Source organism: Pseudomonas sp. KBS0710, assembly GCF_005938045.2.
GTDB lineage: Bacteria > Pseudomonadota > Gammaproteobacteria > Pseudomonadales > Pseudomonadaceae > Aquipseudomonas.
Genome location: NZ_VCCF02000001.1, coordinates 2873438 through 2898874, shown reverse-complemented (window position 1 = coordinate 2898874; position 25437 = coordinate 2873438). Strand labels below are relative to the sequence as shown.

Here is a 25437-nt window from a genome sequence, read left to right as displayed (position 1 = left end):
CCTGGTTACATCCCTTCGTGCGAGGTACTGCCAGATGAGTCAGCAAGCCGTGAAATTTGCCTATTGGGTGCCCAACGTCAGCGGTGGGCTGGTGGTCAGCAAGATCGAACAGCGCACTCACTGGGGCATCGACTACAACCGTAAGCTCGCGCAGTTGGCCGAGGCGGCCGGCTTTGAATATGGCCTGACGCAAATTCGCTTCACCGCCGGTTACGGCGCCGACAACCAGCATGAGTCGGTAGCTTTCAGCCATGCGTTGTTGGCCGCGACCACCACGCTCAAGGTGATCGCGGCGATCCTGCCCGGCCCGTGGCAGCCGGCGCTGGCGGCCAAGCAACTGGCAACCATCGACCAGCTCACCAATGGGCGCATCGCGGTGAACATCGTCAGCGGCTGGTTCAAGGGCGAGTTCCAGGCCATCGGCGAGCCCTGGCTGGAGCACGACGAACGTTATCGCCGTTCCGAGGAGTTTATCCGTGCTCTCAAAGGCATCTGGAGCCAGGACGACTTCACCTTCAAGGGCGACTTTTACCGCTTCAACAACTACAGCCTGAAACCCAAGCCGCTCGGCCAGCCGGAAGTGTTCCAGGGCGGTAGCTCACGGGCGGCGCGGGATATGGCGGCACGCGTGTCCGACTGGTACTTCACCAACGGCAACACGCCCGAAGGTATCAAGGCCCAGGTTGACGACATCCGCACCAAGGCCGCGGCCAATCATCATTCGGTGAAAGTCGGTGTAAACGCCTTTGTGATTGCGCGTGACACCGAAGAAGAAGCCCGCGCCGTGCTCGCCGAAATCATCGACAAGGCTGACCCGGAAGCGGTGAATGCGTTTGGCGATGCGGCCAAACAGGCGGGCAAGGCTTCACCGGAAGGCGAGGGCAACTGGGCCAAGTCCAGCTTTGAAGACCTGGTGCAATACAACGACGGCTTCAAGACCAACCTGATTGGCACGCCGCAGCAGATCGCCGAGCGCATTGTCGCGCTCAAGGCCGTGGGCGTGGACCTGATACTGGCCGGCTTCCTGCATTTTCAGGAAGAGGTCGAATATTTCGGTCAGCGCGTCCTGCCGCTGGTGCGCGAACTGGAAGCCAAGGCCGCGGTCAAGCAGGTGGCATAAACAGCACAACCGCAGCGCGCAGTTTGTTATTGCCAAAACGACACATGCGCTCGAACTCCCCATGGCTGACCGGCAGATGCTGGCAGTCCAGGGGCTGGCGATGCTGGCTGTGGTCCACATCGGGGTCATGCAGGTAGACGAACTCTTCGTCACAGTCGGTGACCATCACCCAGTGCGGCGACTTGGAACGGGTGAGGCGGTAGCTGCTGATCAGCACCAGCGGCTGCCCGCCGGCCTGCAATACCTGGGGTAAATCCAGCGGGCCGCCCAGCAACTGCTCGACGTCGCTGCCGGCCAGTTCCTCTTCAAACGCCTCGTGTACCAAGCGCATCACGTCCTTTTTGTGCTGGTCGCGTACGCCATCGAGAAACAACGGCCCGCACACGTTCACCTGCATACGCACCCTGAAACCTCGGCGCCAGGCCGCCAATGCCAAACCTTGCGGGCTGCAGCCGCCGTGGCCTGCGGTCATGAACACGGTGGTGGCCTCGCGCCAGATCTGCAGTTCTTCGCGCCGCCCGGCCACGCGCCCCGGCAGCAACGCGCCCATGGCCATCAGCAGGCACGCGGCGCCACAGGTGAAGTCAGTGGTCTGTTGGTAATACGGCACGCTCTGCGGGCGTGCGACCTGGTGCTGGAGGATGCGTTTTTCCAGGCGCAGGGCCGGGCTGTGGTCTTCGTAATAGTCATTGATGAGGGCAAAACGGCGGTAGCCGTTGCGCTCGTACAGCGCCAGGGCGCCGGGGTTGTCGGTGCGCACCTCCAGGCGCAGGTAGGCGCAGTCATGTTGCACGGCGCAGGCCTCGATGCGCGTGAGCAATTGCTTGCCCAAGCCCATGCCGCGCGCGTGCTCGGCGATGGCGATGGAGTACAGGCGCGCCAGCGAAGTGCCGCGATGGAACAGCACCAGGGCATAACCGAGCAACTGCCGATCATTTTCCGCCACCAGCAACTGGCCATGGGCGCGGCTGATCATCCACTGGAAACTGCGCGGCGAGAGCCGGTCGGTGGTGAAACAGTGCTGTTCCAGCGCGACCAATTCGGGCACATCAGCGGGGGTTGCAACGCGAAAGAAAAGAGCCATATGACCGCCGTAAAAGTTGCGTAACGAAACGGGACTTCTCTAAAAGATCGTGCTTAATAGAAAAGGTCGAGTTCTCTAAAGCGGATCAAATATTATGTCAGCGGTACAAGGTCATTGGCGTGAAGTATCCGAGCAAAACGTCGCGGCGACAATAACTTCCAACGGTTATTTTTCGGTTGCAAGCAAAGGTTCCAGCCAAGTGGTGATCATTGTCGAACGCAAGGAAGATTGGGCCTCTTACTTCCCCAGCGAAGACATCGTGACCGCCCAGGAATACCTTGAGCAAACCCGTGAAAGCGAGACGGGCAAGCGTGTGCAGGTGATCAACCTGTGCCGCAGCTACAAGTACCTGGGCCACGGCTACTACTGCTCGTTGTTGGCCGAAGCGCGTGGGCACAAGGTGATTCCGTCGGTACGCACCATCAGTGAACTGACTAAAAAGTCGCTGTATGGCTTGTCACTGGACGACCTGGATAAAACCCTCGATAAAGCCTTGAGTCATCACTTTTACAGCAATACCGAAGGTTTTACTCTGACACTTTATTTTGGTCGAACCAATATAGAGCCACTGCAAGAGTTGGCCCGCCAGTTATTTGAAACCTTCCCGTGCCCGATCTTGTTAGTTGAGTTTCGCAAACACAATGGCTGGCATATCGACGGGGTCAAGTCCGGCGTGTTGCACAAGTTGCGCGATGACCAGGAAGACCAGTTCGCCCACGCCCTCGACAACTTCAGCCGCAAGATCTGGCGCCAACCGCGCTCACGCCGCTTGGCGCGTTATGACCTGGCGATTCTTCACGACCCACAGGAGCAACTGCCACCGTCCAATGCCCGCGCCCTGGAGAACTTCGTGCGGGTCGGCAAAGGGCTGGGCATCGATGTGGAGCTGATCGAGCGCAAGGATTATTCGCGCCTGGCCGAGTACGACGCCTTGCTGATCCGTGAGACCACCAGTGTTGATAACCACACCTACCGTTTTGCCAAAAAAGCCGAAAGCGAAGGCCTGGTGGTGATGGACGACCCGGCGTCGATCCTGCGTTGCACCAACAAGGTTTACCTCACCGACCTGCTCAATAGCCATCAACTGGGCATGCCCGCTACCGAGATTCTCTACAAGGAGCGACCGGAAGATTTCGAACGGGTCGGTGAGCGCCTGGGTTTCCCGCTGGTGTTGAAGATCCCCGACGGTTGCTTCTCGCGCGGCGTGATCAAGGTGGAAAGCCAGGAAGCCCTGCTCAAAGCCACCGCCGAGTTGTTCGAACATTCGGTGCTGTTGCTGGCCCAGGAGTTTTTCTACACCGAATACGACTGGCGCATTGGCGTGCTCAACCGCAAGCCGATCTTCGCCTGCCAGTACTTCATGTCCAAGGGCCATTGGCAGATTTATAACCACAAGGCCATCGGCCAGGACATCAACGGCGAATGCCGCACCCTGGCGGTCCACGAAGCGCCCAAGGCGGTGGTGGACCTGGCGGTGAAAACCGCCAACCTGATCGGCGACGGCCTCTACGGTGTCGACCTCAAGCAGTCCGGCGACAAAGTGGTGGTGATCGAGGTGAACGACAACCCCAACATGGACGCCGGTATCGAAGACGCTTATCTGCAAGACGACCTGTATGCACTGGTGCTGGAGGAGTTCGTACGGCGGCTGGAGTTGAAACGCCAGGGCCAGGGCTGGTGACGCGCGATGATCCAGCGCTTTGAACTGATCGAGGGGAAACTGTGCAAGGCGGACAAGGACGACGCTGCAATCATGCTGTTCAACAACCCGGACGCGGCCGAACGCGAGTGGCTGCGCGAGCAGCACAAGCTCGATGAGCACGCCCTGGCCTCGGCGCTCGACCCGGATGAAGTCTCACGCATCGAGTTTCACCCCGATAATCTGTTCCTGATCTGGAAACGCCCGGAGAACTACTCGGGCGGCGGCAGCCTGATGTTCGAAGTGGCCTCCTGCGGGTTGTTGTTTTCACCTGGACGCCTGCTGGTGATCGCCACGGATGACACCTCACTGGCGGGGCTCGGCGCACGCCGGCCGTTGCATACGCCGCTGGACGTGCTGCTGGATCTGCTGCTTAACAATATTCACCACTACTTGGGCCATCTCAAGGTGATCAAGCTGGTCGCGCGGGAGTTGCAGCAACAGTTCAACGCGTCGATGAGCAACCGGCACCTGATGCAGATGTTTAACCTCAGCGAGAGTTTGATCTATTACATCAACGCGCTGCACAGCAATGGCGCGGTGTTGTCGCGGTTGCGCAACCACGCGGAAAAGGAGCATTTCAGCGCCGAGGTGCTGGGGTTGATCGATGACCTGATCATCGAGAACCACCAGTGCTACAAGCAGGCGGAGATCTACTCCAACGTGTTTTCCGGGCTGATCGATGCACGCGGCAACCTGATGAACAACAGCATGAACAACCTGTTGCGCAAGCTGACGTTGATCAACGTGGTGTTCCTGCCGCTCAACCTGATCGCCAGCGTGGGCGGGATGTCGGAGTTCAGCATGATGACAGCGGGCACGCCGTGGTGGGTGTCGTACCCGCTGTTGATGGTGGCGATGGGAGTTGGCGCGGGGTTGATGGTGGTGGGGCTTAAACGCTTAGCGGGTGGGGCGGGCGGGGTGTGAATACCGATAAAATGTGGGAGCGGGCTTGCTCGCGAAAGCGGTGTGTCAGTTATAGATGAATTGACTGACCTGGCGCATTCGCGAGCAAGCCCGCTCCCACAATGGGGCGCTCGTTCAGTCAGTAGTTTGCAGCGTCAGCACCTCAAACCCGTCCGCCGTCACCGCCACGGTATGTTCCCATTGCGCCGACAGGCTGTTGTCCTTGGTCACCACTGTCCAGCCATCCTTGAGGTCACGCACCTTGGCGCTGCCCTGGTTGAGCATCGGTTCAATGGTAAACACCATGCCTTCGCGCAGTTCCAGGCCAGTGCCGGGGCGGCCGAAGTGCAGCACTTGCGGTTCCTCGTGCATCTGCCGGCCGATGCCGTGGCCGCAATACTCGCGCACTACGCTGTAGCCGTTGGCCTGCGCATGGCTCTGGATCGCATGGCCGATATCGCCCAGACGGGCGCCGGGGCGAACCTGGCGAATGCCGGTCCACATGGCTTCGAAGGTCTGCTCCACCAGGCGCCGGGCCTTGGGCGCCACGCTGCCGATCATGTACATCTTGCTGGAGTCAGCGATAAAACCGCCTTTCTCCAGGGTGATGTCGATGTTGATGATGTCGCCGTCTTTCAACACCTCCTTGGCGCTGGGCATGCCATGGCACACCACTTCGTTGATCGAGGTGTTGATGCAAAAGGGGTAGTCGTACTGCCCAAGGCTCGCCGGCCGGGCCTTGAGGTCGTTGCGAATAAAGGCCTCGACGGCGCTGTCCAGCTCCAGGGTCGAGCGCCCGGCGGCGACAAAACCGTCGAGCATGCTGAATACTTGGGCCAGCAGGCGCCCGGATTCGCGCATCACCGCCAGTTGTGCAGGTGTCTTGATCATCAGCCGCGCCCTCGAACCAGGTCGGGTTTATCCAGCAACAGCTTGTTGATCAGCTCGTTGTAGGGCAGGTGCGGGTTGAGTTCGGCCAGCAGGCCGATCTTGATCCAGAACTCGGCCTGGGCATTGATGGAGCGGTCCATGGCGGCGCTGGCCAGGCGAAGCTGTTCGTGCAGTTGGTCGGTGATCTTGACGATGCCCATGGGATTCACTGTGTCAGATGGATATACAAAGCGTATACGTTTCGTATATCGCTCGTAAACCCCAACCGGCTAAATGGCGGCAGGCCATTGACTTGCCCGGTAACCGCCGGTTAGTTTCGTTACATGACCTTTCAAACCTTGCACCGCCAGCCGAGCATTATTATTACCGCCATTCCTCATTTGGCGGGATAGCACACGGCTGCACCCAAACCCGCCCTGGAGGCGGGTTTTGTTTTTCCGACTCCTGGGCAGTACACAAACACCAGGAGATGCCCATGAGTACCCACAGCGCCGCGCAAACCGCCAATACCGGGCTGCTTGAGCACTACGTGAAAAAGATCCTCGCCGCCCCGGTTTACGACGTGGCGGTGCGCACGCCCTTGCAGCCGGCACCTGCGCTGTCGGCGCTACTGGGCAACCAGGTGCTGCTCAAGCGGGAAGATTTGCAGCCGACGTTTTCTTTCAAGATCCGTGGCGCCTATAACAAGCTGGTGCAACTGACGCCTGAGCAGAAAGCCCGAGGCGTGGTGACGGCATCGGCCGGTAATCATGCCCAGGGCGTGGCGTTGGCAGCGCGGGAATTGGGGATCAAGGCCCGTATCGTCATGCCGTGCAGTACGCCGCAGCTGAAGGTGCTGGGCGTGCGCTCCCGTGGCGCCGAGGCGGTGCTGCAGGGCGAAAGCTTTCCGTTTGCCCTGGCGCATGCGCTGCAATTAGCCGAGGCGTCGGGTTGCACCTTTGTGTCGCCGTTCGATGACCCCGATGTGATCGCAGGCCAAGGCACAGTGGCCATGGAAATACTGCGCCAGCAGCAAGGCCCGCTGCACGCGATCTTCGTACCCGTGGGCGGTGGCGGCCTTATCGCCGGGATCGCGGCTTACGTCAAATATCTGCGCCCCGAGGTGCGCATTGTCGGGGTCGAACCCGAGGGATCGAGTTGCCTGCTGGCGGCCTTGCGCGCCGGTGAAAGAGTGGTGTTACCCAGTGTCGATGGGTTTGCCGATGGCACTGCGGTGGCGCAGATCGGCGCCTATGGGTTTGAGATCTGCCGCGATTGGGTCGATGAAGTGATCACCGTCAGCAATGACGAAATGTGCAGCGCCATCAAGCTGATCTACGACGATACGCGCTCCATCACCGAGCCTTCCGGCGCACTGGCCGTGGCGGGCATTCGCAAGTACGTCAACCAAAATGGCGTGCGCGGGCAGACCTTGGTGGCGGTGAATTCCGGGGCCAATATCAACTTTGATAGTTTGCGACATGTTGCTGAAAGGGTTGCGGCGCAAAGTACAATTTAGTGCATAAACGTTTAATCGGCGCGGTTCGACGATGATGCTCGCTACACAAACCGACTTATATAACGGTTCGTTGTGCTTATGAGGAAAAGTTACAACAGGAACGGATTTTGCCGAGTAGGCTTATTGACTGTAAGCGTCTGCCAAGGTCGGTAAGGCGTGGCGGGTATGCGCCTGCCGGGCACACAAAAAAATCTGTTGGCAGTCTCAAAAAAGGAGAGGTTGGCCATGCTTTCGGAACTGGAACTACGCAGCATTATTGAAGGAAGTTTCCTGCCCAAGCGGTGCGAATGCACCAAAGCCGAAGACGCTTCGTTGACGATCAAGGTCTATGACGACCGCGACCGTGACCGGGTGGATTTGGAAGTCAAAGGTATCAACGCGGAAAAACTCGACAGCAGTCGAGCCATTTGCAACCTGATCAGCGGGTTGCGCGAAGACCTCAAGCACACCCAAGCGCCTGCTCAGCAACGAGTGGCGGGGCGCGGCTACTAGTCAGCCAAGTGTCTGAGATTGATTCACCGATGACCTGTGGGCCTGGTAATCGCCAGGCCCAATACGGTGTGCATCAGTTCTGGAAATCACAGGCTTCGGACATTTTCCGATAGCCCACGTCTTCGATTTTCCCGGCTTTGTCCACGAATTTGATATCGGCATTGATCACCTTGCACGTGTCGGTGTCTTCCTCGTGCATGGCGATCACTTTGTCGATATTCAAGGGCGTGCCGTATTGATAAGGCACGGGCTTGGCGGCGGTGTCGGCCTGAGCCATGCCCGATACCGCAGCAAGGGCCAGAGTGCCGGTGAATAACAACGTACGCAGTTTCATGGTGGTGCTCCGCAAGTGAGTTCAAATTCACTCTCGGCTTGCGGGATTAACCATCGATTAATTTTGCCTTGGCTGACAAAACCTTCATGAAACCCAGGCTTCAGCCCAATTGCTGGCGATACGGCAGATCCGGCCCGGTCTTGCTGCAGGTCAGTGCGGCGGCGCGGATGGCAAAGCCAAGCATGCTGTCGATCTGCGCGCGTGTCAGCTGTTGCAGGCCGTCTACCGAATCGAGCTGCTGCTCGGTCAGCCAGGCAATCAATGCGGCCTGGAAGGTGTCGCCGGCGCCCACCGTATCGGCCATCACCACCTTGACCGCAGGTTGCGACCAGCTGCCGTGCTGACGGCTGAAGACGGTTGCGCCATCGCCGCCACGGGTGAGGAATACCAATTGGCAACGGTGCTGCAACCAGCCTTGCAGCACGCTCTCGGGCGACTGATCGGGGTAGAGCAGGTGCAGGTCTTCATCGCTGACCTTGATCAAGTCCGCATGCGTGACCAGCTCGGCCACGCGTTCACGCCACAGCTGGATATCCGGCTGCGGGTTGAGCCGCACATTGGGGTCCAGGCTGATCAGGCGCTTGCCGCTTTCGCGCTTGACCAGGCTCAGCAGGGTGTCGCCAATCGGCTGCACCACCAGGGAAAACGAGCCGATATGCACGCCGCGAATCTCATCGCCCAAGGTCGGCAGATGCTCAACCGCCAGTTGCCGATCGGCGCAGCCTTCACCGCGAAAGCTGTATTGCGGTGAGCCATTGGCGCCCACGGCAACCATCGCCAGGGTCGTCGGCGCGGTGAACTCAACCAGAAACTGCTGGCTGACGCCTTCGTTCTTGAGTACTTGCAGCAAGCGCTGACCAAGGAAGTCGTTGGACACACCGCCAAACAGCGCGGACTCGATGCCCAGGCGCCGCAAACCCACGGCCACGTTGAACGGCGAACCACCGGCAATGGCCTTGTAATTAACCTTGGAAGCCTGCCCGCTGGCATCTTCCTCGCTGAAAAAATCGAACAGCGCTTCGCCACACACCAGATACATAGTCGTTCGCTCTTAAAGGGTTGCCACGAGCTGCTGGTAGCGCTCGTAAGCCTGTTGATAGGCACTGACACTGGCTGCCACCGGCAGCGTGCGGCTGCTGGGGTCGACACTGACGCATTTGTCGCACAGGCTGGCCAGGGATTCGCCGGACTGGCTCCAGGCCGCCTGAATCGCCGCGCCCAGGGCGGCGGCTTCGCTTTGTTCGGTACACACCACTTCGGTGTTCATGATATCGGCGACCATCTGCCGCCACACCGGGCTTTTCGAGCCGCCGCCGATCAGGCGGATGCTGTGGCTTTGCAGGCCGGTCTGGCGCAGCAGGTCGAGGCCGTAGCGCAGGCCGAAAGTGGTGCCCTCGACCACGGCGCGGCACAGGTTGGCGCGGGTCAGGTTGGTCATGGTCAGCCCGTGGAGGCTGCCGGTGGCGTGGGGCAGGGCGGGCACACGTTCGCCGTTGAGGAACGGCAGCATGCTCACGCCATCGGCGCCAATCGGCGCTTGCTCAACCAGGCTGTTGAAGCTCGCAAGGTCAAGGTCGAACAGCTCGCGAATCACCCCGGTGGCGTTGGTCAGGTTCATGGTGCAGATCAATGGCAACCAACCGCCGCTGGATGAACAGAAGGTCGCGACCGATGCTTGTGGGCTGACATTCGGCTGGTCGGCGAAGGCATACACGGTGCCGGACGAACCCAGGCTCATGGTGATCACACCGGGGGCGATATTGCCAGTGCCGATGGCGCCCATCATGTTGTCGCCGCCGCCGCTGGACACCTTGGCATTCGGGTTGATGCCTAATCGTTCGGCAATGGCCGGCAAGATGGTGCCCACGGCTTGATCGGCGGCAATCAACTGCGGCAGGGCTTTTTCCAGGCGCCCGCTCGGGTCGATATGTGTGAGCAGCGCCACGTCCCACTCACGGCTACGCACATTGAAGTAGCCGGTGCCCGACGCATCGCCGTATTCCGCCACGGCGCGGCCGGTGAGCCAGTAGTTGAGGTAGTCGTGGGGCAGCAGAATATGGGCGATGCGCGCGAACACGTCGGGGTGTTGTTCGCGGGTCCACAGCAGTTTCGACACGGTATAGCCCGGCGCAATCGCCACGCCGAGGCGTTCCAGCGAGCCGCTTTCGCCGCCCAGGTACGCCAGCAGGCGGTCGTTCTCCGGCGTGGTTTCGGTGTCGCACCAGAGTTTGGCCGGGCGCAGCACTTCACCGTGTTCGTCCAGTAACACCAGCCCGTGCTGCTGGCCGGAGACGCCGATGCCGAGAATGTCCTGGCCGTCCACGCCGGCCTGTTGCAGGGCGCGGTGAGTGGCTTCGGTAAAGGCGTCCAGCCATTCCTGGGTGTGCTGTTCGCGGCGGCCATTGGCGCCGCTGATCAGCGTATGCGCAGCAGCGCCCAGGCCCAGGACCTTGCCGCTGGAGGCGTCGAGGACGATGGCTTTAGTGCCTTGGGTGCCGCAATCGATGCCGAGGTACAGGTTTTGCTGGGTCATGATGATTTGCTCAGCATTATTGTTGGCTTGGTAACCCGTTCAAATGTGGGAGCGGGCTTGATTCGGTTTCGTCAGTTGATCTTGGCGAGCAGGCCTTCCAGAGTCTTTGTTACGCCATTATCTCGAAGGCTTTGATAGCAACGCTCAAACGCTGCCACAAACTCAGGCGAGTTGGGAATAGCCTTGCCAAAAATCTCTTCCACGCCCAGCAGGCGCTGGCTGATCAGCGCATCGTCACCCACCAGCGCCTGGCAGAACTCGGCACGCGGGTCGGGGATCTTGTAGGTCACGCCGTTTTCATCGACTCCCTTGAGGTACAACGCCCAGGCTGCAACAACCAACGCCGCACGCTCAGTCTCACGCCCATCGGCAATCAAGCGATTGATGGTCGGCACGGTGAACTTGGGAAACTTTGACGAACCATCGGAACATACACGCTCCAACTGGTCGGCAATCGCCTGGTTGGAAAAACGGTCGACCAGCGTCTGCTTGTACTGGGTCAAATCAATGCCCGGCACCGGCGCCAGGTTTGGCGTGACGTCGAGGTCCATGTAGGCGCGCATGTAGGCCACAAACACCGGGTCGTTCATGGTGTCGTGCACAAACCGGTAACCCTTGAGAAACCCCAGGTAGGTCAGGGCCAGGTGGCTGCCATTGAGCAGGCCGATCTTCATCTCTTCATAAGGCGTGACGTCATCGGTGAACTGCACGCCGACGGTTTCCCACGCCGGGCGGCCGTTGACGAACTTGTCTTCCAGCACCCATTGCACAAACGGTTCGCACACCACCGGCCAGGCGTCGTCGATGCCGTGTTCGTCGTGCAGTTGCAGGCGGTGGGCGGTGCTGGTCATGGGCGTGATGCGGTCGACCATGGCATTCGGGAAGCTCACGTTGGCCTTGATCCAGTCATGCAACTCGGCGTTGTGCAAAGCGGCAAATGCCAGCAGGGCCTTGCGCGTGACGGCGCCGTTGTGCGGCAAGTTATCGCAGGACATCACGGTAAAGGCTGGAATTCCGGCGGCGCGGCGCTGGGTCAGTGCGGCGCAGATAAACCCGAACACGGTTTTCGGTGCATTGGGATGCGCCAGGTCGTGCTGGATCTGCGGCAGGTGCGCCATGAACTCGCCGTTACTGTCATCGATGCAGTAGCCGCCTTCGGTGATGGTCAGCGAAACGATGCGAATTTCCGGGCTGGCCAGCTTGTCGATCAGCGCCTGGGCGCCGTCTTCGGCCAGCAGCATGTCGCTGATCGCGCCGATCACGCGCACTTCAGTGTCGTCGGTGTCACCCAGTTCATACAGGGTGAACAGGTAATCCTGGCCGGCCAGGTCGTCGCGGGCCTTGCGGTCTTCGCTGCGCAGGCCGACGCCGCAGATGCTCCAGTCCAGGCCAACGCCGGTGTTCATCAGCGCATCGGTGTAATACGCCTGATGCGCGCGGTGGAAACCGCCGACGCCGATATGCGCAATGCCCTGGGAGGTGCTGGCAATGGCGTAGGCCGGGATTTTCACTTGTGGCGCCAACTGGGTGAGGTTCTGTTTATTCAGTTTCATCACAACTCTCGCAAAATCAGGCGGCAGCGCGCAATGGACGAGCCACGGCCACGCCATCGGTGTCGAACAGATGGCAGTGCGCCGGGTCCAGGTGCAACTGCAGGGTTTCGCCGTATTGGCTGGCCATGTCGCCACGAATCCGCAGGGTCAGCGGCTCGCCGTTGGCGGTGATGACGTGGCAGAAGGTATCGCTGCCCAGGCGCTCGCCGACGTCGGCGGTGACGGTCAGGGTGGTTTGGCCGGGCGAGGCAATTTCCAGGTGCTCGGGGCGAATGCCCAGGGTCACGGCGCTGCCCACACTCAGGCTGGCGCCGCTCATTGGCAGGCTGATCAGCATGCCGGCGTCCAGTTGCACGTCGCAGCTTTGACCCTCGACACGGGCCACCTTGCCCTTGAGGAAGCCCATTTTCGGCGTACCGAGAAAACCCGCCACAAACAGGTTGGCCGGCTGGTGGTACAACTCCAGCGGCGAGCCGACCTGCTCAACGCGGCCACTGTTGAGGACCACCACCTTGTCGGCCAGGGTCATGGCCTCGACCTGGTCGTGGGTCACGTAGATCATGGTGGCTTGCAGTTCTTTATGCAGGCGCGACAGTTCCAGGCGCATCTGCACACGCAGGGCGGCGTCGAGGTTGGACAGCGGTTCGTCAAACAGGAAAATCTTTGGGTTACGCACGATTGCACGGCCGATCGCCACGCGCTGACGCTGGCCACCGGACAGTTGCTTGGGCTTGCGCTCCAGCAACGGGCCGAGTTCGAGAATGCGCGCCGCTTCGCTGACTTTGCTTTCCACCAGCTTCTTGTCGACGCCGGCCAGGTCGAGGGCAAACGACATGTTCTTGCGCACGCTCATGTGCGGGTACAGCGCGTAGGTCTGGAACACCATGGCCAAATCGCGCTTGGCCGGGGTGACTTCGGTGATATCGCGGCCATCGAGCTCGATGGTGCCTTCGGTGACTTCTTCAAGGCCGGCGATCAAACGCAGCAGGGTGGATTTACCGCAACCCGACGGGCCGACGAACACCACGAATTCCTTGTCGTTCACTTCCAGGTCAATGCCCTTGATGATCGAGAAACCTTCGAAGCCTTTTTGCAAATTCTTGATTTTCAGGTTGGCCATGATGGGCCTCCGCTTGGAATTATTATTTAACTGCGCCGAACGACAGGCCACGCACTAGCTGTTTCTGGCTGATCCAGCCAAAGATCAGGATGGGCGCACAGGCAAGGGTCGAGACGGCGGACAATTTGGCCCAGAACAAGCCTTCGGGGCTGGAGTAAGAGGCGATCAGCGCGGTCAACGGCGCGGCATTCGAGGAGGTCAGGTTCAGCGACCAGAATGCCTCGTTCCAGCACAGGATCAGCGACAGCAGCACGGTGGAGGCCAGGCCGCCCTTGGCGATGGGCAGCAGCACGCGGACCATTTCCTGCCACAGGGTGGCGCCGTCCAGGCGTGCGGCTTCGAGGATGTCCTTGGGGATGTCCTTGAAGTAGGTGTACACCATCCACACCACAATCGGCAGGTTGATCAGGGTGTAGATGATGATCAGCGCAATGCGCGTATCCAGCAGGCCAAAGCTCTTGGCCAGCAGGTAGATCGGCATCAGTACGCCCACCGGCGGCAGCATCTTGGTGGACAGCATCCACAGCAAAGTGCCCTTGGTACGTTTGGTTTCGTAGAACGCCATGGAGTAGGCGGCCGGCACCGAGATCAGCAGGCACAGGGCGGTGGCGCTGAACGAAATCACCACCGAGTTCCAGGCGTAGGCGAAGTAGTTGCTGCGCTCGTTGATGTGCAGGTAGTTCTCCAGCGTCGGCGTGAAGATGAACTGCGGCGGCGTGGCGAACGCGTCGATTTCGGTCTTGAAGCTGGTCAGCACCATCCAGAAGATCGGGAAGAAAATCAGGATCGCGATGGCCCAGGCCAACGTGCCGAGCAGCAGGCTTTGCAGGCGGCGGGATTGTTGAAGCGTCATGGCGCGGCCCTCAAGGCTTGTCAGTCAGGTTTTTGCCGATCATCCGCACCAGGATGATCGCCGCGATATTGGCGATGACTACGGCAATCAAGCCGCCTGCCGAGGCCATGCCCACGTCGAACTGCACCAGCGCCTGGTTGTAGATCAGGTAGGCGAGGTTGGTCGAGGCGTAGCCGGGGCCACCGTTGGTGGTGGTGAAGATTTCGGCAAACACCGAGAGCAAAAAGATCGTTTCAATCATCACCACCACGGCAATCGGGCGCGCCAGGTGCGGCAGGGTCAGGTGCCAGAAGATCGCGATGGCGCCGGCACCGTCCAGGCGCGCGGCTTCTTTTTGTTCCTGGTCGAGGGACTGCATGGCGGTCATCAGCAGCAGGATGGCGAAGGGCAGCCACTGCCACGACACAATGATGATGATCGACAGCAACGGGTAGTGCGCCAGCCAGTCCACCGGCTCGGCGCCGAACAGCTTCCATACGGCGGCGAGAATCCCCGACACCGGGTGGAAAATCAGGTTCTTCCAGATCAGCGCACCGACGGTGGGCATGATGAAGAACGGCGAAATCAGCATCACCCGCACGATGCCGCGACCAAAAAACTCACTGGCCTCCAGCAAAGCACTGATCAACACGCCAAACACCACGCTGATCAGCAGCACGCTGCCCACCAGCAACAGGGTATTGGTGGCGCCGGGCAGGAAGCCCGAGTCGGTGATGAAGTAGGTGAAGTTCTCCAGGCCCACGAATTGGTTTTCGCCAGGGTATAGCAGGTTGTAGCGGATCAGCGAAAAGTACAGGGTCATGCCCAGCGGCACGATCATCCACAGCAGCAGCATGGCCACCGAGGGGCTGACGAGGAACCAGCCGGGGTTGGCCAGGCGGTTTTTGGGTGTTGTATTCATGGTGATCAAGACCAGTCAGGTACATGCAGAGCGAGAGTCGGGCGCGGTCAATAATGTGGGAGCGGGCTTGCTCGCGAATGCAGTCTTCCAGTTGATGCATTCGTGGCTGACACACCGCCTTCGCGAGCAAGCCCGCTCCCACATTTACAGAGGTGAGTCAGGGCTATTTGGGATAACCCGCCCGCTTCATCTCACGCTCGGTGGTGGTCTGCGCGGCGGTCAAGGCTTGGTCCACCGTTTGCTGACCGGTCAGCGCGCCCGAGAAGAACTTGCCGACCTGGGTACCAATCGCCTGGAATTCAGGAATGGTCACCAACTGGATACCGATATACGGCACCGGCTTGAGCGTCGGTTTGGTCGGGTCTGCGACTTTCAGCGATTCGAGGGTCACCTTGGCGAACGGCGCGGCTTTGAGGTATTCGTCGCTGTAGGTCGATTTGCGCGTGCCAGGCGGCACGTTGGCGATGCCGTCGGTCTTGGCGACCAGCTCGCCGTATTCCTTGGACGTTGCCCAGGTGGTAAACACCTTGGCGGCGTCCTTGGCTTTGGAACTGGTCGGGATCGCCAGGCTCCAGGAGTACAGCCACGAGGTGCCCTTGTCGGTCTTCTCGTGCGGGGCGAAGGTGAAGCCGACGTTGTCAGCGACCTTGCTCTGCGACTTGTCGGTGACAAACGAGCCGGCCACACTGGCGTCAACCCAGATCGCGCACTTGCCGCTGTTGAACAGCGCCAGGTTTTCGTTGAAACCGTTGCTGGAAGCACCCGGCGGGCCGGATTTCTTCATGTTGTCGACGTAGAAGTTCAACGCGTCCTTCCACTCAGGGCCGTTGAATTCAGGCTGCCACTTTTCATCGAACCAGCGCGCACCGTAGCCGTTGGCCAGGGTGGTGATCAACGCCATGTTCTCACCCCAACCGGCTTTGCCACGCAGGCACAGGCCGTATTGCTCTTTGCTCTTGTCGGTGAGTTTGGCCGCGTATTCGCCGATCTGGCTCCAGGTCGGGTGCTCGGGCATGCTCAGCCCGGCGTTCTTGAACAGGTCGGTGCGGTAGTAGGTGATCGAGCTTTCGGCGTAGAACGGCAGGGCGTACAGCGAGCCTTTGACCGACAAGCCGTCACGCACCGAAGGGAATACGTCGTCAAGATCGTAGGACGCCGGCAGGTCTTTCATTGGCTCCAACCAACCTTTGGCGCCCCACAGTGCAGCTTCGTACATGCCGATGGTCAACACGTCGAACTGGCCGCCCTGGGTGGCAATGTCGGTGGTCAGGCGTTGGCGCAGCACGTTTTCTTCGAGCACCACCCAGTTCAGCTTGATGTCCGGATGTTCGGTCTCGAAGGTTTTCGAGAGCTTTTGCATGCGGATCATGTCGCTGTTGTTGACGGTGGCAATGGTCAGGGTTTGCGCGCCAAAGCTGACGGCGCTGAGGGTCATGCAGGTAGTCATGCAGGTGGAGACAAGCAGTGCTTTTGCTGTGAACTTCATCGCGCACTCCATTTCCGCGCCCAGGGGGCTACAGAAGGACAGTTATTGTTGTTGTGTCTTCCTACAAGGTGACAGGAAGAGTGTGCGTTGATTACAGCCTTGAAATGGGCGTGTGACAAATCCTTGGGCGCACTGGGACTGATACTTTTTTGCACTGAAAAACGCCCGCAGTGGTTATACCCACAGCAGCCGGCGCTGCGGCTACTGCGAATATTCGTATTGCCTGATCAAACGGCGAAGGGGAATACGTCCTTGATCAAGCCCTGTTGAACACCCCGTTGCCCGTATCGACTCCAGGATTCTCCAGCATGTCCAAAAGCGGTTATTCCCCTTCCTACCTTGCCTGCTTGATCGACAAAGGTGTTAAGGAGCCGCTTTGCGGTTATACCCGTGAGAGTAGGGAGTCTTGGGTTTTGAGACGAGCGCGTCCAGCCAGTTTTTGTCGCGTGGGCTTATGAACTGGTTTGGGCCCGTTCTAATCTTGACATTTTCACGCGCCCATTGGGTCATCACCTCGTCGATCTTGCGTGTGTATTCGCGGGCGGGACAGGCGATATCGGCCCAAGGATCGACAATCCAGGCATCCTTCCAGACCGGGTCCGAGAAATCGACCGTTCCCGCAGGAAGCTCGGAGGGGCCACCGATTACCGTGAACACATGTTCCTGCGACGCATGCCACTCGTAAGCACGACCACCGCTTTTGGTGATGATGTCTTTTGACACCAATGCCATTTCTCCACAGTTGCCGACGCCCGCCTTCAAAATCAGGTTCGAATGACCCTCTGCAGAGTTCTGTGCGGTTTTGCGCAACCAGGTAAGTGTCATGTTTGCCGCTTCCGAACGCTTGAGATCCGCCTTGGAGAACACTTTATTACTGGGCCCCAAGCCTGTGGCCTTCATGCTGCGATTCACACTGCTTTTGGCCTGCTCTGCATAGAACTTGTTTTGCTGCTCGGCCGGCCAGGTTGCGAAATCAACCGGTTTGGTCAAGGGGGTAACCCGGGTCGGTGTCAGCGCGATATTCGGCTTGCCAATCGCTTCGGTGCGCTGCAATTGGTATAGCACTTCCCGTTGTTGTTCCGGGGTCAGGTCTTTGCACCATTTCTTTAATTCATCCACCTCTGCTTTTGAGTAGTTCGATCGCTCCAACTGCGCGAAGGCGTCGTTCAATGTCGGCAGGGCGATGAAGTGGGCGTCAAACGGTGTGGCGGATACCCCTTTGAGGGCGCTGTATTTATTTCGGTAGCCTTGCACTAATGGCAACTCGCTAGGCGAGCATTTGGTGAAGGTGAGCTCACCCTGCGCCGCGTTGTCCAGTTTCGCGTAGTAAAACTCGGCGGTATCCGCTTCGATGACCAGGTATTTGTCAGCGCTCCCGGCCACGGGGCTGTTAACAATGACTCCGCGCACTTCGCGTTTGTCGTTGCACTCAGCGCTGATACTTTTGAGTTCGACCACGCGCGTGTCCTGCGCCAAGGCGTCACTGGCTTGCGCGCCGTAATAACCGAACTGGGGGTCATGTTTGAAACTGCCACTGATTTGGGTTTTGTAGGTGATGGGTTTGTTTTCAAGTGTGGGGACCAGCTTGGGACCCATTTCGCCTTCCACCACTTTTAGACGTCGTCTTTCGAAAATTACGAATTGGTCTTTCTTGAACAATTTCGGCGGCGAAGGAAACAGGCGAACGTGTTCGAGTGCTTGCAGGTCCTGCCTCAATGGGTCGGTCACATTGGCGATGACCTTGGAAAAACAGCTGTCATTAGCCTCGCGTTTAAACCTGCCACTGCCGATTGAAGGGACTGAACAGAGTGCTTCAAACTCCTCCAGCGGCTTGAAGTGATCAGCCGACTGCAGGTCGGTCAGTAGGCCGGGGTTGCGAGAGTCGTAACGGTAAACCTTGCCTTCATTGACCAAATCGAAGCCGTTGGCGCGAGGGATCGTATAGGCGTCGGCAGCCAGGGGCTTGTCCGCCACCAGGGCTTGAGTGCCGTCCGAGAAGGTCTCCTGGCGCAAGGGCGACGATGTGTCCGAAACAAAACCTTGCAGAGGCGGCCCGTAAGCCTCTTCGGTTCTGGCGTCGTAGGCGTACCATTCACCGTCTTGCTGTACGGCGGTGAGCCTGACCTGTTCTTGAGTGCCGGAACGCACGAGCTTGCCATTGGCCATGTCAGCCGTTTGCTCAACAAGCTGGGTGCTCTGCATGCGGCTCAAGGCGTTTTGCGATTGCCGGGTGCTGGTCGCGGTCAGGTCCCTGGCTGCGATGCCTTCGACCGCTTGGGTGCCGAACTTCTCGATGAACTTGGTAGCGACCTTGGTCGCCGCCCAGGCTGCTCCGGTTTTCGCCAATCGCCATAACTTGCCTGCACCTTCGGTGGCCACGTAGATGAAGATATCCACGGCCAGATCATCCACGGCCTTTACATATTCACCGTGATAGATGTCTTCAAGGCTGGAGCCGCCCGGCAGAGCGTGTAGCAGGCCTATCAAGAAATCGCTGGGCTCTACGCCATTTTCAACCGCATTGTGCAAGCCACGCTGGGTCGCGACGAAGGTACTTTTGCGCAGGTAGGCCGTGTCCACCAGCACTTTGGCCAAGTTGTCCATTCTATCGTGGACGAAGGAGGGTGACACGTCTCCCTCGTTATGCTCACCGAACTGCTGTTCACGCAGCAACGGCCTCTTGTCGTCGTCGTCAGTCTTTACAAGTATGAATTGCTCATGCGTCCTTAATACGACGTCGGACATGACGCCCGTTCTCGGTTCGGTACCGTTTTTAAAGGCTTGCGTGTCGATGGCGAGGCTGACTTTTTGGCCCAGGGGTGTAGAGGCGCCGATATCGGGGATTCTGACGATTTGCCCGACTGTCGGATAAACCGCAAAGTCCCTTCTTACGCCCTTATGGACGGACGTCATGACTATGCCGCTACCGGCACCTTCCACCTGCAAAAACTCCACTGCGCCAAAATTGAGGCTATTGCGCTCCTCCAACGGTAACTTGCTGAGCATGTCCTTAAACAACGTAATCGTATGGGCCCTGCGCAGGGTGAAGTCTTGTTCAATGGCCTCCTCGAACGCCTTGTTGATGTCAGGCAATTGGTCGGCCTGCGCACGCAGGTCTTCGAAGTTCAGCCCCGCTATTTCCGAACTCCAGCTTTCACCCAGACGGCCGGCCTCGTACACCTCGCAGATGCTCGCTCTGATACCGGAAAAGACTCCGCCCGCGACTTTTTCCCATAAGTGCCGGCTTTCATAGTCGATGTGGGTGCCGAACTTTTCGCGTAAGACTTCAAGGGTCATTTCTCTTCGGCCAGGGGCCCTGGTGTTACGCAGAAAGTCCTTGGCGTCGGCTGTTACCTTGATCTCCTTGTTGAGGATTTCCTGGCAGCTTGTCATCTGTTCCAGGGTGTATTCATCGTTGTCATTCTTAGCCAGGTGCTTATTGACGATGGCCCAATCGATCACGGGGTTCATCTGTGCAATGGCTTGCATTCGGGTTTCAGCCGCAGACACCGGAGTTATCCTGTGAAGCGCCATGACGTGTTCAAAGGTCATGCCCGCGCTGGCACCGACGGCCGTCAGCTCGATTCGGTTTACGGCTGTGACAAAACTGACCCACTCTGGAGTGCCGAGGCGGACAGTAGTCGGTACATCCTTAACCAGCAGGTGCGGTGCCGCACCGGCCATTAACAACTGCGCAATGGCCGGCGCGAGATTTGCCGGAGTTTGCTTGTTGTCCGTTAAGTGTTGGATGAAACGCATACGAAGCGCTCTGCAATCCAGCCCCTGGTGAATGGGATCCATGAAATCAAACCCTGCAACGGCATTGCGCCGCTCCCCTGCCGCTGGATCGAGCTCCAGCACCAAGGCCGTCGACAACCATTGCAGAAGGCTGTTCGGGGTGGGCGCGCCCTTCATGTTGGTTTGCAGGTGGGACGCAAACTCAAGCGCCTTATCGGTGGCGAGCAGTTGCTCCAGTGCTTGCGCCGGGTCTTCGCTGAGCTGGGCATCGTCAGCACTCAGGTAGGCAAGAAGGCTGCTCTGTGGGGCGATGAGTTTCTTTACATGGTCCATCACCGTGCTGCGCTGCTCGGTGCTCAGCGGTAAATCCGATGATAGGAACCCCCAGTGGTCGCCAAGCGGTGGAGCGTTAGGCACCGGCGTGCGCAAGGCTTTGATGAGGTTGTCGGATTCGGCCTTCGACTGGGGGATGTAGCCGTTATTCTCCGCAAGAAACTCCCTGGCCCTTTTGACGCCTTTGGGGTGATGCGAGGAGTCCGGATCTACCACAAAGCGCATGGTGTCGGCCTGGTCGTCATCGCTTATGTCGGCGCTTTCCAGTTGCTTGATTAATGCATACCGATCATTGCTGTCGCCCAGCGCAGTTCGTTGTCTTTGCAGCCGCGCCACGGTGCTCTGCGGGGGCTCCGAGCGCTCCGGCAATTGTTGGGTGCGGCCTATCAATTCCAGCTGCCGGGCAAATTGAGCGCTGCCGGGGTCGGTGCTGATGCCATAAAAATTGCACAGCCATTCGAACGGTACGCTGCTCTGCATGCCGTGCTTGAGTTCGACCGGTTTGCCACCGGCTGCGAAGGGCGCTGCGGCGGCATCTATGTGACTCATCACGTCGAAATGTTCAGGGTACTGTTTGGCAAAGTCGGCTTGTTTGGTACGCAGGTCGGCAGCGTCTTTAGGGGCATACCAGGCACTGCCGATCAGCGAGAAATTGTGCTGGTGGCACCAGTCGGTAATCCCCCGCGCTGTCAGCGCCTTGTTCAAGTTCGCCTGAGCCTGGCCGAACAGGCTGTTGGCCGGGACCAGATCGATCATTTTTGTTGCGGCTTTGGACGGGTCGGCTTTGAGTTCAAGCATCACGCGGTGCACGGCGATGGCCAGTTCGCTGTCAGCTTTGGCCTGCAGGTCGAGCGGCGCTGCTGGGTTTTCCGCCGGCACGGGGGTGTCGGCGGCGACGGCAGCGGCAAGTGTTTCCAACGCCGAAGGTGCAATGGGCGTACCTTCCAATTGCCGTATGACCGCCTGCTGGCGTTGCCGTACGGCACTGGCTACCGGATTGTCAGCGTCTGCATCGAGCAACGCCTGGAACCCATTGTTCTGGTTTATTTCGACGATCCTGTTGAGCGTGGCTACAAGCTGGCGTTGCTCCAGGTTCGGCGTTTGCGTGTTTTGTTGAGGCGGCTTGGCTTCTTGATAAAAGTCCATCACCTGATACAGCGGCGCCGACGTGCCGGAAGGGTAGGTCACGTCCGAACGAGACCCCGCCGCCATCTGTTCGACGGCATCGCGTATGTCGGTCCAGGCATCGGCCCAGCCCGAGACGTCGTTCAATGTAAACGTGGTGTTCACCCCTCTGACGTTGCCCGTCAACTCACCACTTGTGGGGTTGATGCGTACGCTGGTGGGGTCGAGATCGTTGTCTTGCGCAAAGGTTGTAAACGCTTTGCCGTTCAGTGCGGCAAGAAGGTTTTTGCGCACCAGGTTGAAGGTCGAATAGTCAGGGATGTTCTCCAGCGTGACGGACGCCTGGTTATGGCCGGCTTGCGAAAACCCTTCAATCAACGCCCGGCTGACCTGTTGCGCCAGCGCCTGATCGGCTTCGCGGACCTTTTGTTCAGCGGTCAATGGGGCGAACGGTTCAAGTGCCGCCCTGAGCGCTCGTGCGGGCAAATCCACGATTTTCTGGCGTGCCTCCCGCTGTCGCTGCTTGATAGGTGCATCGAGTGGGTCGCTGCTGCTCAATGCGGGGAAGCCTGCGGCGCTTAGCAGTTGCGCAGCGATGGCCAGTGTCTCGTGGCTGTTGATGCGGCCCAGGTGCACATCGTAGAACGCGGCGACGTTTTTGGCCGATGCGTGCTCTCGACCGTAAAACAAGATCTCTGAATGACGCGCCCCTGCAAGTTTTTTTGCGGCCGCTAATACAGCGCCTGAGGCGGCTGACCATTCGGGGTTATCGCGGGAGAAGAAACTGATAATGCTGCCATCGGATTTTTCGGTCAGGTCGCCGTTGGCGCCAATGATCAGGTTTGAAGTCACAATCAAATTGGCTTCGGCAAACGATTTGAACGGCTCCGACTCCAGTGCGTCTGCCAGTTCAGACCAGGCCTGGCCGAAGGTGGAATGCTCAGGCACGGTGACCTTGTCCAGCCCTTCGCTTGAGTCGCGGGTCTCGCTGGCCAGTCGTCGGCGGATAAGACTGTTGGCAACACCGATGGCCAGTTGCTGGTCGCTATGTTGAACCAAGGCATCGGCGAACTGGCGGACTGACGCTTTGCGTGAATCGGCTGTGGAACCTGGGTTTTGCAAGTCTCGGCGCACGCGCGCGGCGACAGTGCGAACCTTCGATGGGCTGAGTGACGTGCTGTCGAGGGGAGCCTTGGCCGGTTGGGTGTGGTGGGGAAGTGGCTGGATGGGCTCGACAGGCCGAAGCAAGGCGCTCTGAGTAGGGGACGGCTGCGTATTGATCATAGAGTTACCCTTTGCCTGTGTGTCAGAAAAGCACCACCCAACGCCTGAAAGAGGCGGTGATGCCTTCGCTGAGTGACAGCGGGCCCTACGCGGTTCCTTTTGTGTGCAGCGGTTTGAACAGTGGTTTTTGATCCGGATGTGTCGCAACCAACAGGTTCACGCCAGGTTTTGCTCCGTGAGCCGTTGCACTGCCAGGCGTCGGTAGTGAGAAGGCGTCATACCCTTGAGCTGCTGAAAGCGCCGGTTGAAGTTGGAGATATTGTTGAAACCCGATTCAAAGCACACATCGGTGACGGCCTTGTCACCGTCCGCGAGCAATTCGCAGGATTTGCTGATGCGCAGCCGGTTGACGAATTCGATGAAAGTGCGCCCGGTGGCTTGCTTGAACACGCGGGAAAAATACGTGGGCTTCATCCCCAGGTGTTCGGCCACTTCCTCCAGCGACAATTCGCGGGCGTAGTGGGCAAAAATGTAGTCCACCGCACGGTTGGTGCGGTCAATGCTGTGTTCATCGGCCAGTTGCGGCGTGGTCACGCCTGACAGCAACTGGTAATCCTCACACGTGCTCAACACCTCCAGCAGAATAAAGAAGTGCCCCAGGCGCGCCATGCCCTGGGCGTCTTCGATGCGCTGCATCAAGGTCATGGCTTGGGCGATGGTTTTTTTGCAGCGGAACTCGATGCCGTACTGCGCCCGTTCCAGCATCGGCGCCAGCGTCTTGAGTTCGGCAAACACGGGGCTGCCCTGATCAAACAGTTCGTCGGTGAAGTTCACCAGCATGTCACGCTTGGGCACCACCTCGTCTTCCTCCACCTGGCTGATCCAGTTGTGGGGCAGGTTAGGGCCGGTGAGGAATAGGCTTTCGGGGTAGAAGTTACCGATGTAGTCGCCGATGAATACTTTGCCCGAGCTGGCAACGATCAGGTGCAGTTCGTATTCCTTGTGAAAGTGCCAGCGCACCAGCGGGCAGGGGAAACCGTGCTGGCGATAGATGATGGACAGACCGTTGTGATCGTCCATCAACTCGTAGGAAGGGTCGGTGATTCGCATTGCTCGGGTCATGCTGCCGTCGCTTTATTGTGGTTGCTGCGTAGGATAATGCCCCCTTGCGCGCAACCTCGCCAGCACCAACCTTTATACGCCGCGGTTTTTTGCCTCGATCCACTGCGACATGTACTGGGTGCTTTTATGCGCATGGTGACGCAGCATGCTGCCGGTGAAATTGTCGCGGCGATGGGCAGCAAGGCGGCTGCGGCAGTGTTCCAGGCAGGCCACCAGGGCGGGGCCATGCAGGCTTTGGTCGTAGCGCCGAGCCAGCAATCGGCGGCCGTCTTCCTGGGCCTGGGTCCAACGTTCGCGGTCCTGATACAGCGCCACGGCGGCAGCGGCCAGGGCCTCGGCGCTCTGCTCGATAACACCGGGCCACGGCTGATCGTCGCCCATGGCCTCGGCGCCAATCGGCGTAGTGATGTTTGGCGTGCCGCAAAGCATGGCATCCATCAGCTTGCCCTTGATGCCGGCGCCAAAACGCAGCGGCGCCAGGCAGATACGCGCAGCCCCCATGACCTGCAGCGCATCTTCAGCCCAGTTCATCACATGAAAACCTTGCGCCGGGTTGTGCAGGGCGGTGGCTTTGGGCGGCGTGTAGGAACCGTATATATGCAGCTGTGCCCCCGGCAGTTGCTGGCGGATCAACGGCCACAGGCTGTTCTTCATCCACAGCACCGCATCCCAATTGGGCGCGTGGCGGAAATTGCCGATGCTGAGAAAGTGCGCGCGGTCTTCAAACGGCGCAAAGGCTGCAACCGGCGGCTCCAGCATCAACGGGCACCCGTGGAGCAGGGCGGCAGGCACCTTGAATTGCTCGGTGAGCAGGCGGATTTCCACATCGGAAATCATCAGGCTGATATCACAGCGGTAAATGGCAGCGATCTCGCGCTTGGCGATGTCGGTGTCGGCCATCAACTGGAACTCTTCCTGCAGTGCCGGCTTGAACAGCGCGCTGAAATCGTCGCTGTCAGGGTGGGCCTTGAGCTGCGCCTTGAAACGCTGCTGACGCGCATCGCGCAGGCTTTGCAGGTCGGAGGTTTCCAGCACGCGTAAGGCATCGGGGCAGCATTGTTCCACGCGCCAGCCGAACTGCTCCTCCATCATGAAACGGTCGAACAACACAATATCCGGGGCTAACGCGCGGATAAAATCATCGAAACTGCTGTTATTGAGCTCGATGGCGCACTCGGTGATGCCCAGGGCAGGCAAGTCGGCCTTGTGTTCGCCAATGGTCGCCGGGCTGCTGAAAGTAATGTCCCAGCCCTGGTCGAGGAAACTCTGCAGAATCTGCATCATATGCCCGCCAGCGGCCGAGGAGCGGGGTTCCGGCCAGACATAACCGATGACCAGGACTTTGGTGGCGGGCTGATTCATCTAAAGCAGATCCTTGAAGGGCGGGTAAAAACGCGCAATTAAACCACACCTGCGTGGCATGAC

At 59.3% G+C, this 25437-nt stretch carries 19 protein-coding genes; 5 read left to right on the top strand and 14 right to left on the bottom strand.

Annotation, left to right across the window (positions count from 1 at the left end):
- Positions 1–34 precede the first annotated feature (34 nt).
- Positions 35–1120 (top strand): dimethylsulfone monooxygenase SfnG, encoded by a 1086-nt coding sequence (gene sfnG, locus FFI16_RS13130; protein WP_138817467.1) that lies wholly within the window; start codon positions 35–37, stop codon positions 1118–1120.
- Here sfnG and FFI16_RS13125 read toward each other — a convergent pair.
- Complete coding sequence (locus tag FFI16_RS13125; RefSeq protein WP_138817468.1) at positions 1104–2204, bottom strand: GNAT family N-acetyltransferase/peptidase C39 family protein; 1101 nt, start codon at positions 2202–2204, stop codon at positions 1104–1106. The genes sfnG and FFI16_RS13125 overlap by 17 nt on opposite strands.
- 94 nt (positions 2205–2298) lie before the next feature.
- On the opposite strand from FFI16_RS13125, the gene FFI16_RS13120 reads away from it, so the two are divergent.
- Both FFI16_RS13120 and FFI16_RS13115 read left to right on the top strand, forming a co-directional pair.
- Entirely contained in the window at positions 2299–3885 is a 1587-nt protein-coding gene (locus FFI16_RS13120) for a RimK family protein (RefSeq protein WP_138817469.1), read from the top strand.
- A gap of 6 nt (positions 3886–3891) precedes the next feature.
- Positions 3892–4830: a magnesium transporter CorA family protein gene (locus tag FFI16_RS13115; RefSeq protein WP_138817470.1), complete on the top strand. Its 939-nt coding sequence runs from the start codon at positions 3892–3894 to the stop codon at positions 4828–4830.
- Between the two features lie 114 nt (positions 4831–4944).
- Here FFI16_RS13115 and map read toward each other — a convergent pair whose 3' ends face one another.
- Both map and FFI16_RS13105 read right to left on the bottom strand, forming a co-directional pair.
- Entirely contained in the window at positions 4945–5700 is a 756-nt protein-coding gene (map, locus tag FFI16_RS13110) for a type I methionyl aminopeptidase (RefSeq protein ID WP_138817471.1), read from the bottom strand.
- A complete protein-coding gene (locus tag FFI16_RS13105) occupies positions 5700–5900 on the bottom strand; it encodes a ParD-like family protein (protein WP_138817472.1) in 201 nt (66 codons plus the stop codon). The genes map and FFI16_RS13105 overlap by 1 nt, the downstream gene beginning before the upstream one ends.
- 275 nt (positions 5901–6175) lie before the next feature.
- Between FFI16_RS13105 and ilvA the strand changes: the two genes are divergently transcribed.
- Both ilvA and FFI16_RS13095 read left to right on the top strand, forming a co-directional pair.
- Complete coding sequence (gene ilvA, locus FFI16_RS13100; protein WP_138817473.1) at positions 6176–7198, top strand: threonine ammonia-lyase, biosynthetic; 1023 nt, start codon at positions 6176–6178, stop codon at positions 7196–7198.
- A 225-nt stretch (positions 7199–7423) separates the two neighbouring features.
- Positions 7424–7690: a DUF1652 domain-containing protein gene (locus tag FFI16_RS13095; RefSeq protein WP_017135047.1), complete on the top strand. Its 267-nt coding sequence runs from the start codon at positions 7424–7426 to the stop codon at positions 7688–7690.
- A gap of 73 nt (positions 7691–7763) precedes the next feature.
- Here FFI16_RS13095 and FFI16_RS13090 read toward each other — a convergent pair whose 3' ends face one another.
- From FFI16_RS13090 to FFI16_RS13040, 11 genes are all read right to left on the bottom strand, one after another.
- A complete protein-coding gene (locus FFI16_RS13090) occupies positions 7764–8024 on the bottom strand; it encodes a DUF2790 domain-containing protein (RefSeq protein WP_138817474.1) in 261 nt (86 codons plus the stop codon).
- A 100-nt stretch (positions 8025–8124) separates the two neighbouring features.
- Entirely contained in the window at positions 8125–9063 is a 939-nt protein-coding gene (locus FFI16_RS13085) for a carbohydrate kinase (RefSeq protein ID WP_138817475.1), read from the bottom strand.
- Between the two features lie 12 nt (positions 9064–9075).
- A complete protein-coding gene (gene xylB / locus FFI16_RS13080) occupies positions 9076–10557 on the bottom strand; it encodes a xylulokinase (RefSeq protein WP_138817476.1) in 1482 nt (493 codons plus the stop codon).
- 71 nt (positions 10558–10628) lie between these two features.
- Positions 10629–12110: a mannitol dehydrogenase family protein gene (locus tag FFI16_RS13075; protein WP_138817477.1), complete on the bottom strand. Its 1482-nt coding sequence runs from the start codon at positions 12108–12110 to the stop codon at positions 10629–10631.
- 16 nt (positions 12111–12126) lie between these two features.
- A complete protein-coding gene (locus FFI16_RS13070; RefSeq protein WP_138817478.1) occupies positions 12127–13230 on the bottom strand; it encodes an ABC transporter ATP-binding protein in 1104 nt (367 codons plus the stop codon).
- Between the two features lie 22 nt (positions 13231–13252).
- A complete protein-coding gene (locus FFI16_RS13065; RefSeq protein ID WP_138817479.1) occupies positions 13253–14083 on the bottom strand; it encodes a carbohydrate ABC transporter permease in 831 nt (276 codons plus the stop codon).
- A gap of 10 nt (positions 14084–14093) precedes the next feature.
- Positions 14094–14984 (bottom strand): carbohydrate ABC transporter permease, encoded by an 891-nt coding sequence (locus FFI16_RS13060; protein ID WP_056859283.1) that lies wholly within the window; start codon positions 14982–14984, stop codon positions 14094–14096.
- Between the two features lie 163 nt (positions 14985–15147).
- Positions 15148–16431 carry a sugar ABC transporter substrate-binding protein gene (locus tag FFI16_RS13055; RefSeq protein WP_371923624.1) on the bottom strand — a complete coding sequence of 428 codons (1284 nt, stop codon included), beginning with the start codon at positions 16429–16431 and terminating at the stop codon, positions 15148–15150.
- A gap of 402 nt (positions 16432–16833) precedes the next feature.
- Entirely contained in the window at positions 16834–22950 is a 6117-nt protein-coding gene (locus FFI16_RS13050) for a hypothetical protein (protein WP_256666253.1), read from the bottom strand.
- Positions 22951–23106: 156 nt separating this feature from the next.
- Positions 23107–24012: an AraC family transcriptional regulator gene (locus FFI16_RS13045; protein ID WP_138817481.1), complete on the bottom strand. Its 906-nt coding sequence runs from the start codon at positions 24010–24012 to the stop codon at positions 23107–23109.
- A 72-nt stretch (positions 24013–24084) separates the two neighbouring features.
- Positions 24085–25374: a glycosyltransferase gene (locus tag FFI16_RS13040; protein WP_138817482.1), complete on the bottom strand. Its 1290-nt coding sequence runs from the start codon at positions 25372–25374 to the stop codon at positions 24085–24087.
- Positions 25375–25437: the final 63 nt, after the last annotated feature.

Bases quoted from the DNA above. Each gene is read 5' to 3' on its own strand.
- xylB (WP_138817476.1), bottom strand. From the start codon at position 10,557: ATGACCCAGCAAAACCTGTACCTCGGCATCGATTGCGGCACCCAAGGC.
- FFI16_RS13065 (WP_138817479.1), bottom strand. From the start codon at position 14,083: ATGACGCTTCAACAATCCCGCCGCCTGCAAAGCCTGCTGCTCGGCACG.
- FFI16_RS13125 (WP_138817468.1), bottom strand. From the start codon at position 2,204: ATGGCTCTTTTCTTTCGCGTTGCAACCCCCGCTGATGTGCCCGAATTG.
- FFI16_RS13090 (WP_138817474.1), bottom strand. From the start codon at position 8,024: ATGAAACTGCGTACGTTGTTATTCACCGGCACTCTGGCCCTTGCTGCG.
- FFI16_RS13070 (WP_138817478.1), bottom strand. From the start codon at position 13,230: ATGGCCAACCTGAAAATCAAGAATTTGCAAAAAGGCTTCGAAGGTTTC.
- FFI16_RS13060 (WP_056859283.1), bottom strand. From the start codon at position 14,984: ATGAATACAACACCCAAAAACCGCCTGGCCAACCCCGGCTGGTTCCTC.
- sfnG (WP_138817467.1), top strand. From the start codon at position 35: ATGAGTCAGCAAGCCGTGAAATTTGCCTATTGGGTGCCCAACGTCAGC.
- FFI16_RS13040 (WP_138817482.1), bottom strand. From the start codon at position 25,374: ATGAATCAGCCCGCCACCAAAGTCCTGGTCATCGGTTATGTCTGGCCG.
- FFI16_RS13055 (WP_371923624.1), bottom strand. From the start codon at position 16,431: ATGACTACCTGCATGACCCTCAGCGCCGTCAGCTTTGGCGCGCAAACC.
- FFI16_RS13050 (WP_256666253.1), bottom strand. From the start codon at position 22,950: ATGATCAATACGCAGCCGTCCCCTACTCAGAGCGCCTTGCTTCGGCCT.
- FFI16_RS13120 (WP_138817469.1), top strand. From the start codon at position 2,299: ATGTCAGCGGTACAAGGTCATTGGCGTGAAGTATCCGAGCAAAACGTC.
- FFI16_RS13095 (WP_017135047.1), top strand. From the start codon at position 7,424: ATGCTTTCGGAACTGGAACTACGCAGCATTATTGAAGGAAGTTTCCTG.
- FFI16_RS13045 (WP_138817481.1), bottom strand. From the start codon at position 24,012: ATGACCCGAGCAATGCGAATCACCGACCCTTCCTACGAGTTGATGGAC.
- FFI16_RS13115 (WP_138817470.1), top strand. From the start codon at position 3,892: ATGATCCAGCGCTTTGAACTGATCGAGGGGAAACTGTGCAAGGCGGAC.
- ilvA (WP_138817473.1), top strand. From the start codon at position 6,176: ATGAGTACCCACAGCGCCGCGCAAACCGCCAATACCGGGCTGCTTGAG.
- FFI16_RS13105 (WP_138817472.1), bottom strand. From the start codon at position 5,900: ATGGGCATCGTCAAGATCACCGACCAACTGCACGAACAGCTTCGCCTG.
- FFI16_RS13075 (WP_138817477.1), bottom strand. From the start codon at position 12,110: ATGAAACTGAATAAACAGAACCTCACCCAGTTGGCGCCACAAGTGAAA.
- FFI16_RS13085 (WP_138817475.1), bottom strand. From the start codon at position 9,063: ATGTATCTGGTGTGTGGCGAAGCGCTGTTCGATTTTTTCAGCGAGGAA.
- map (WP_138817471.1), bottom strand. From the start codon at position 5,700: ATGATCAAGACACCTGCACAACTGGCGGTGATGCGCGAATCCGGGCGC.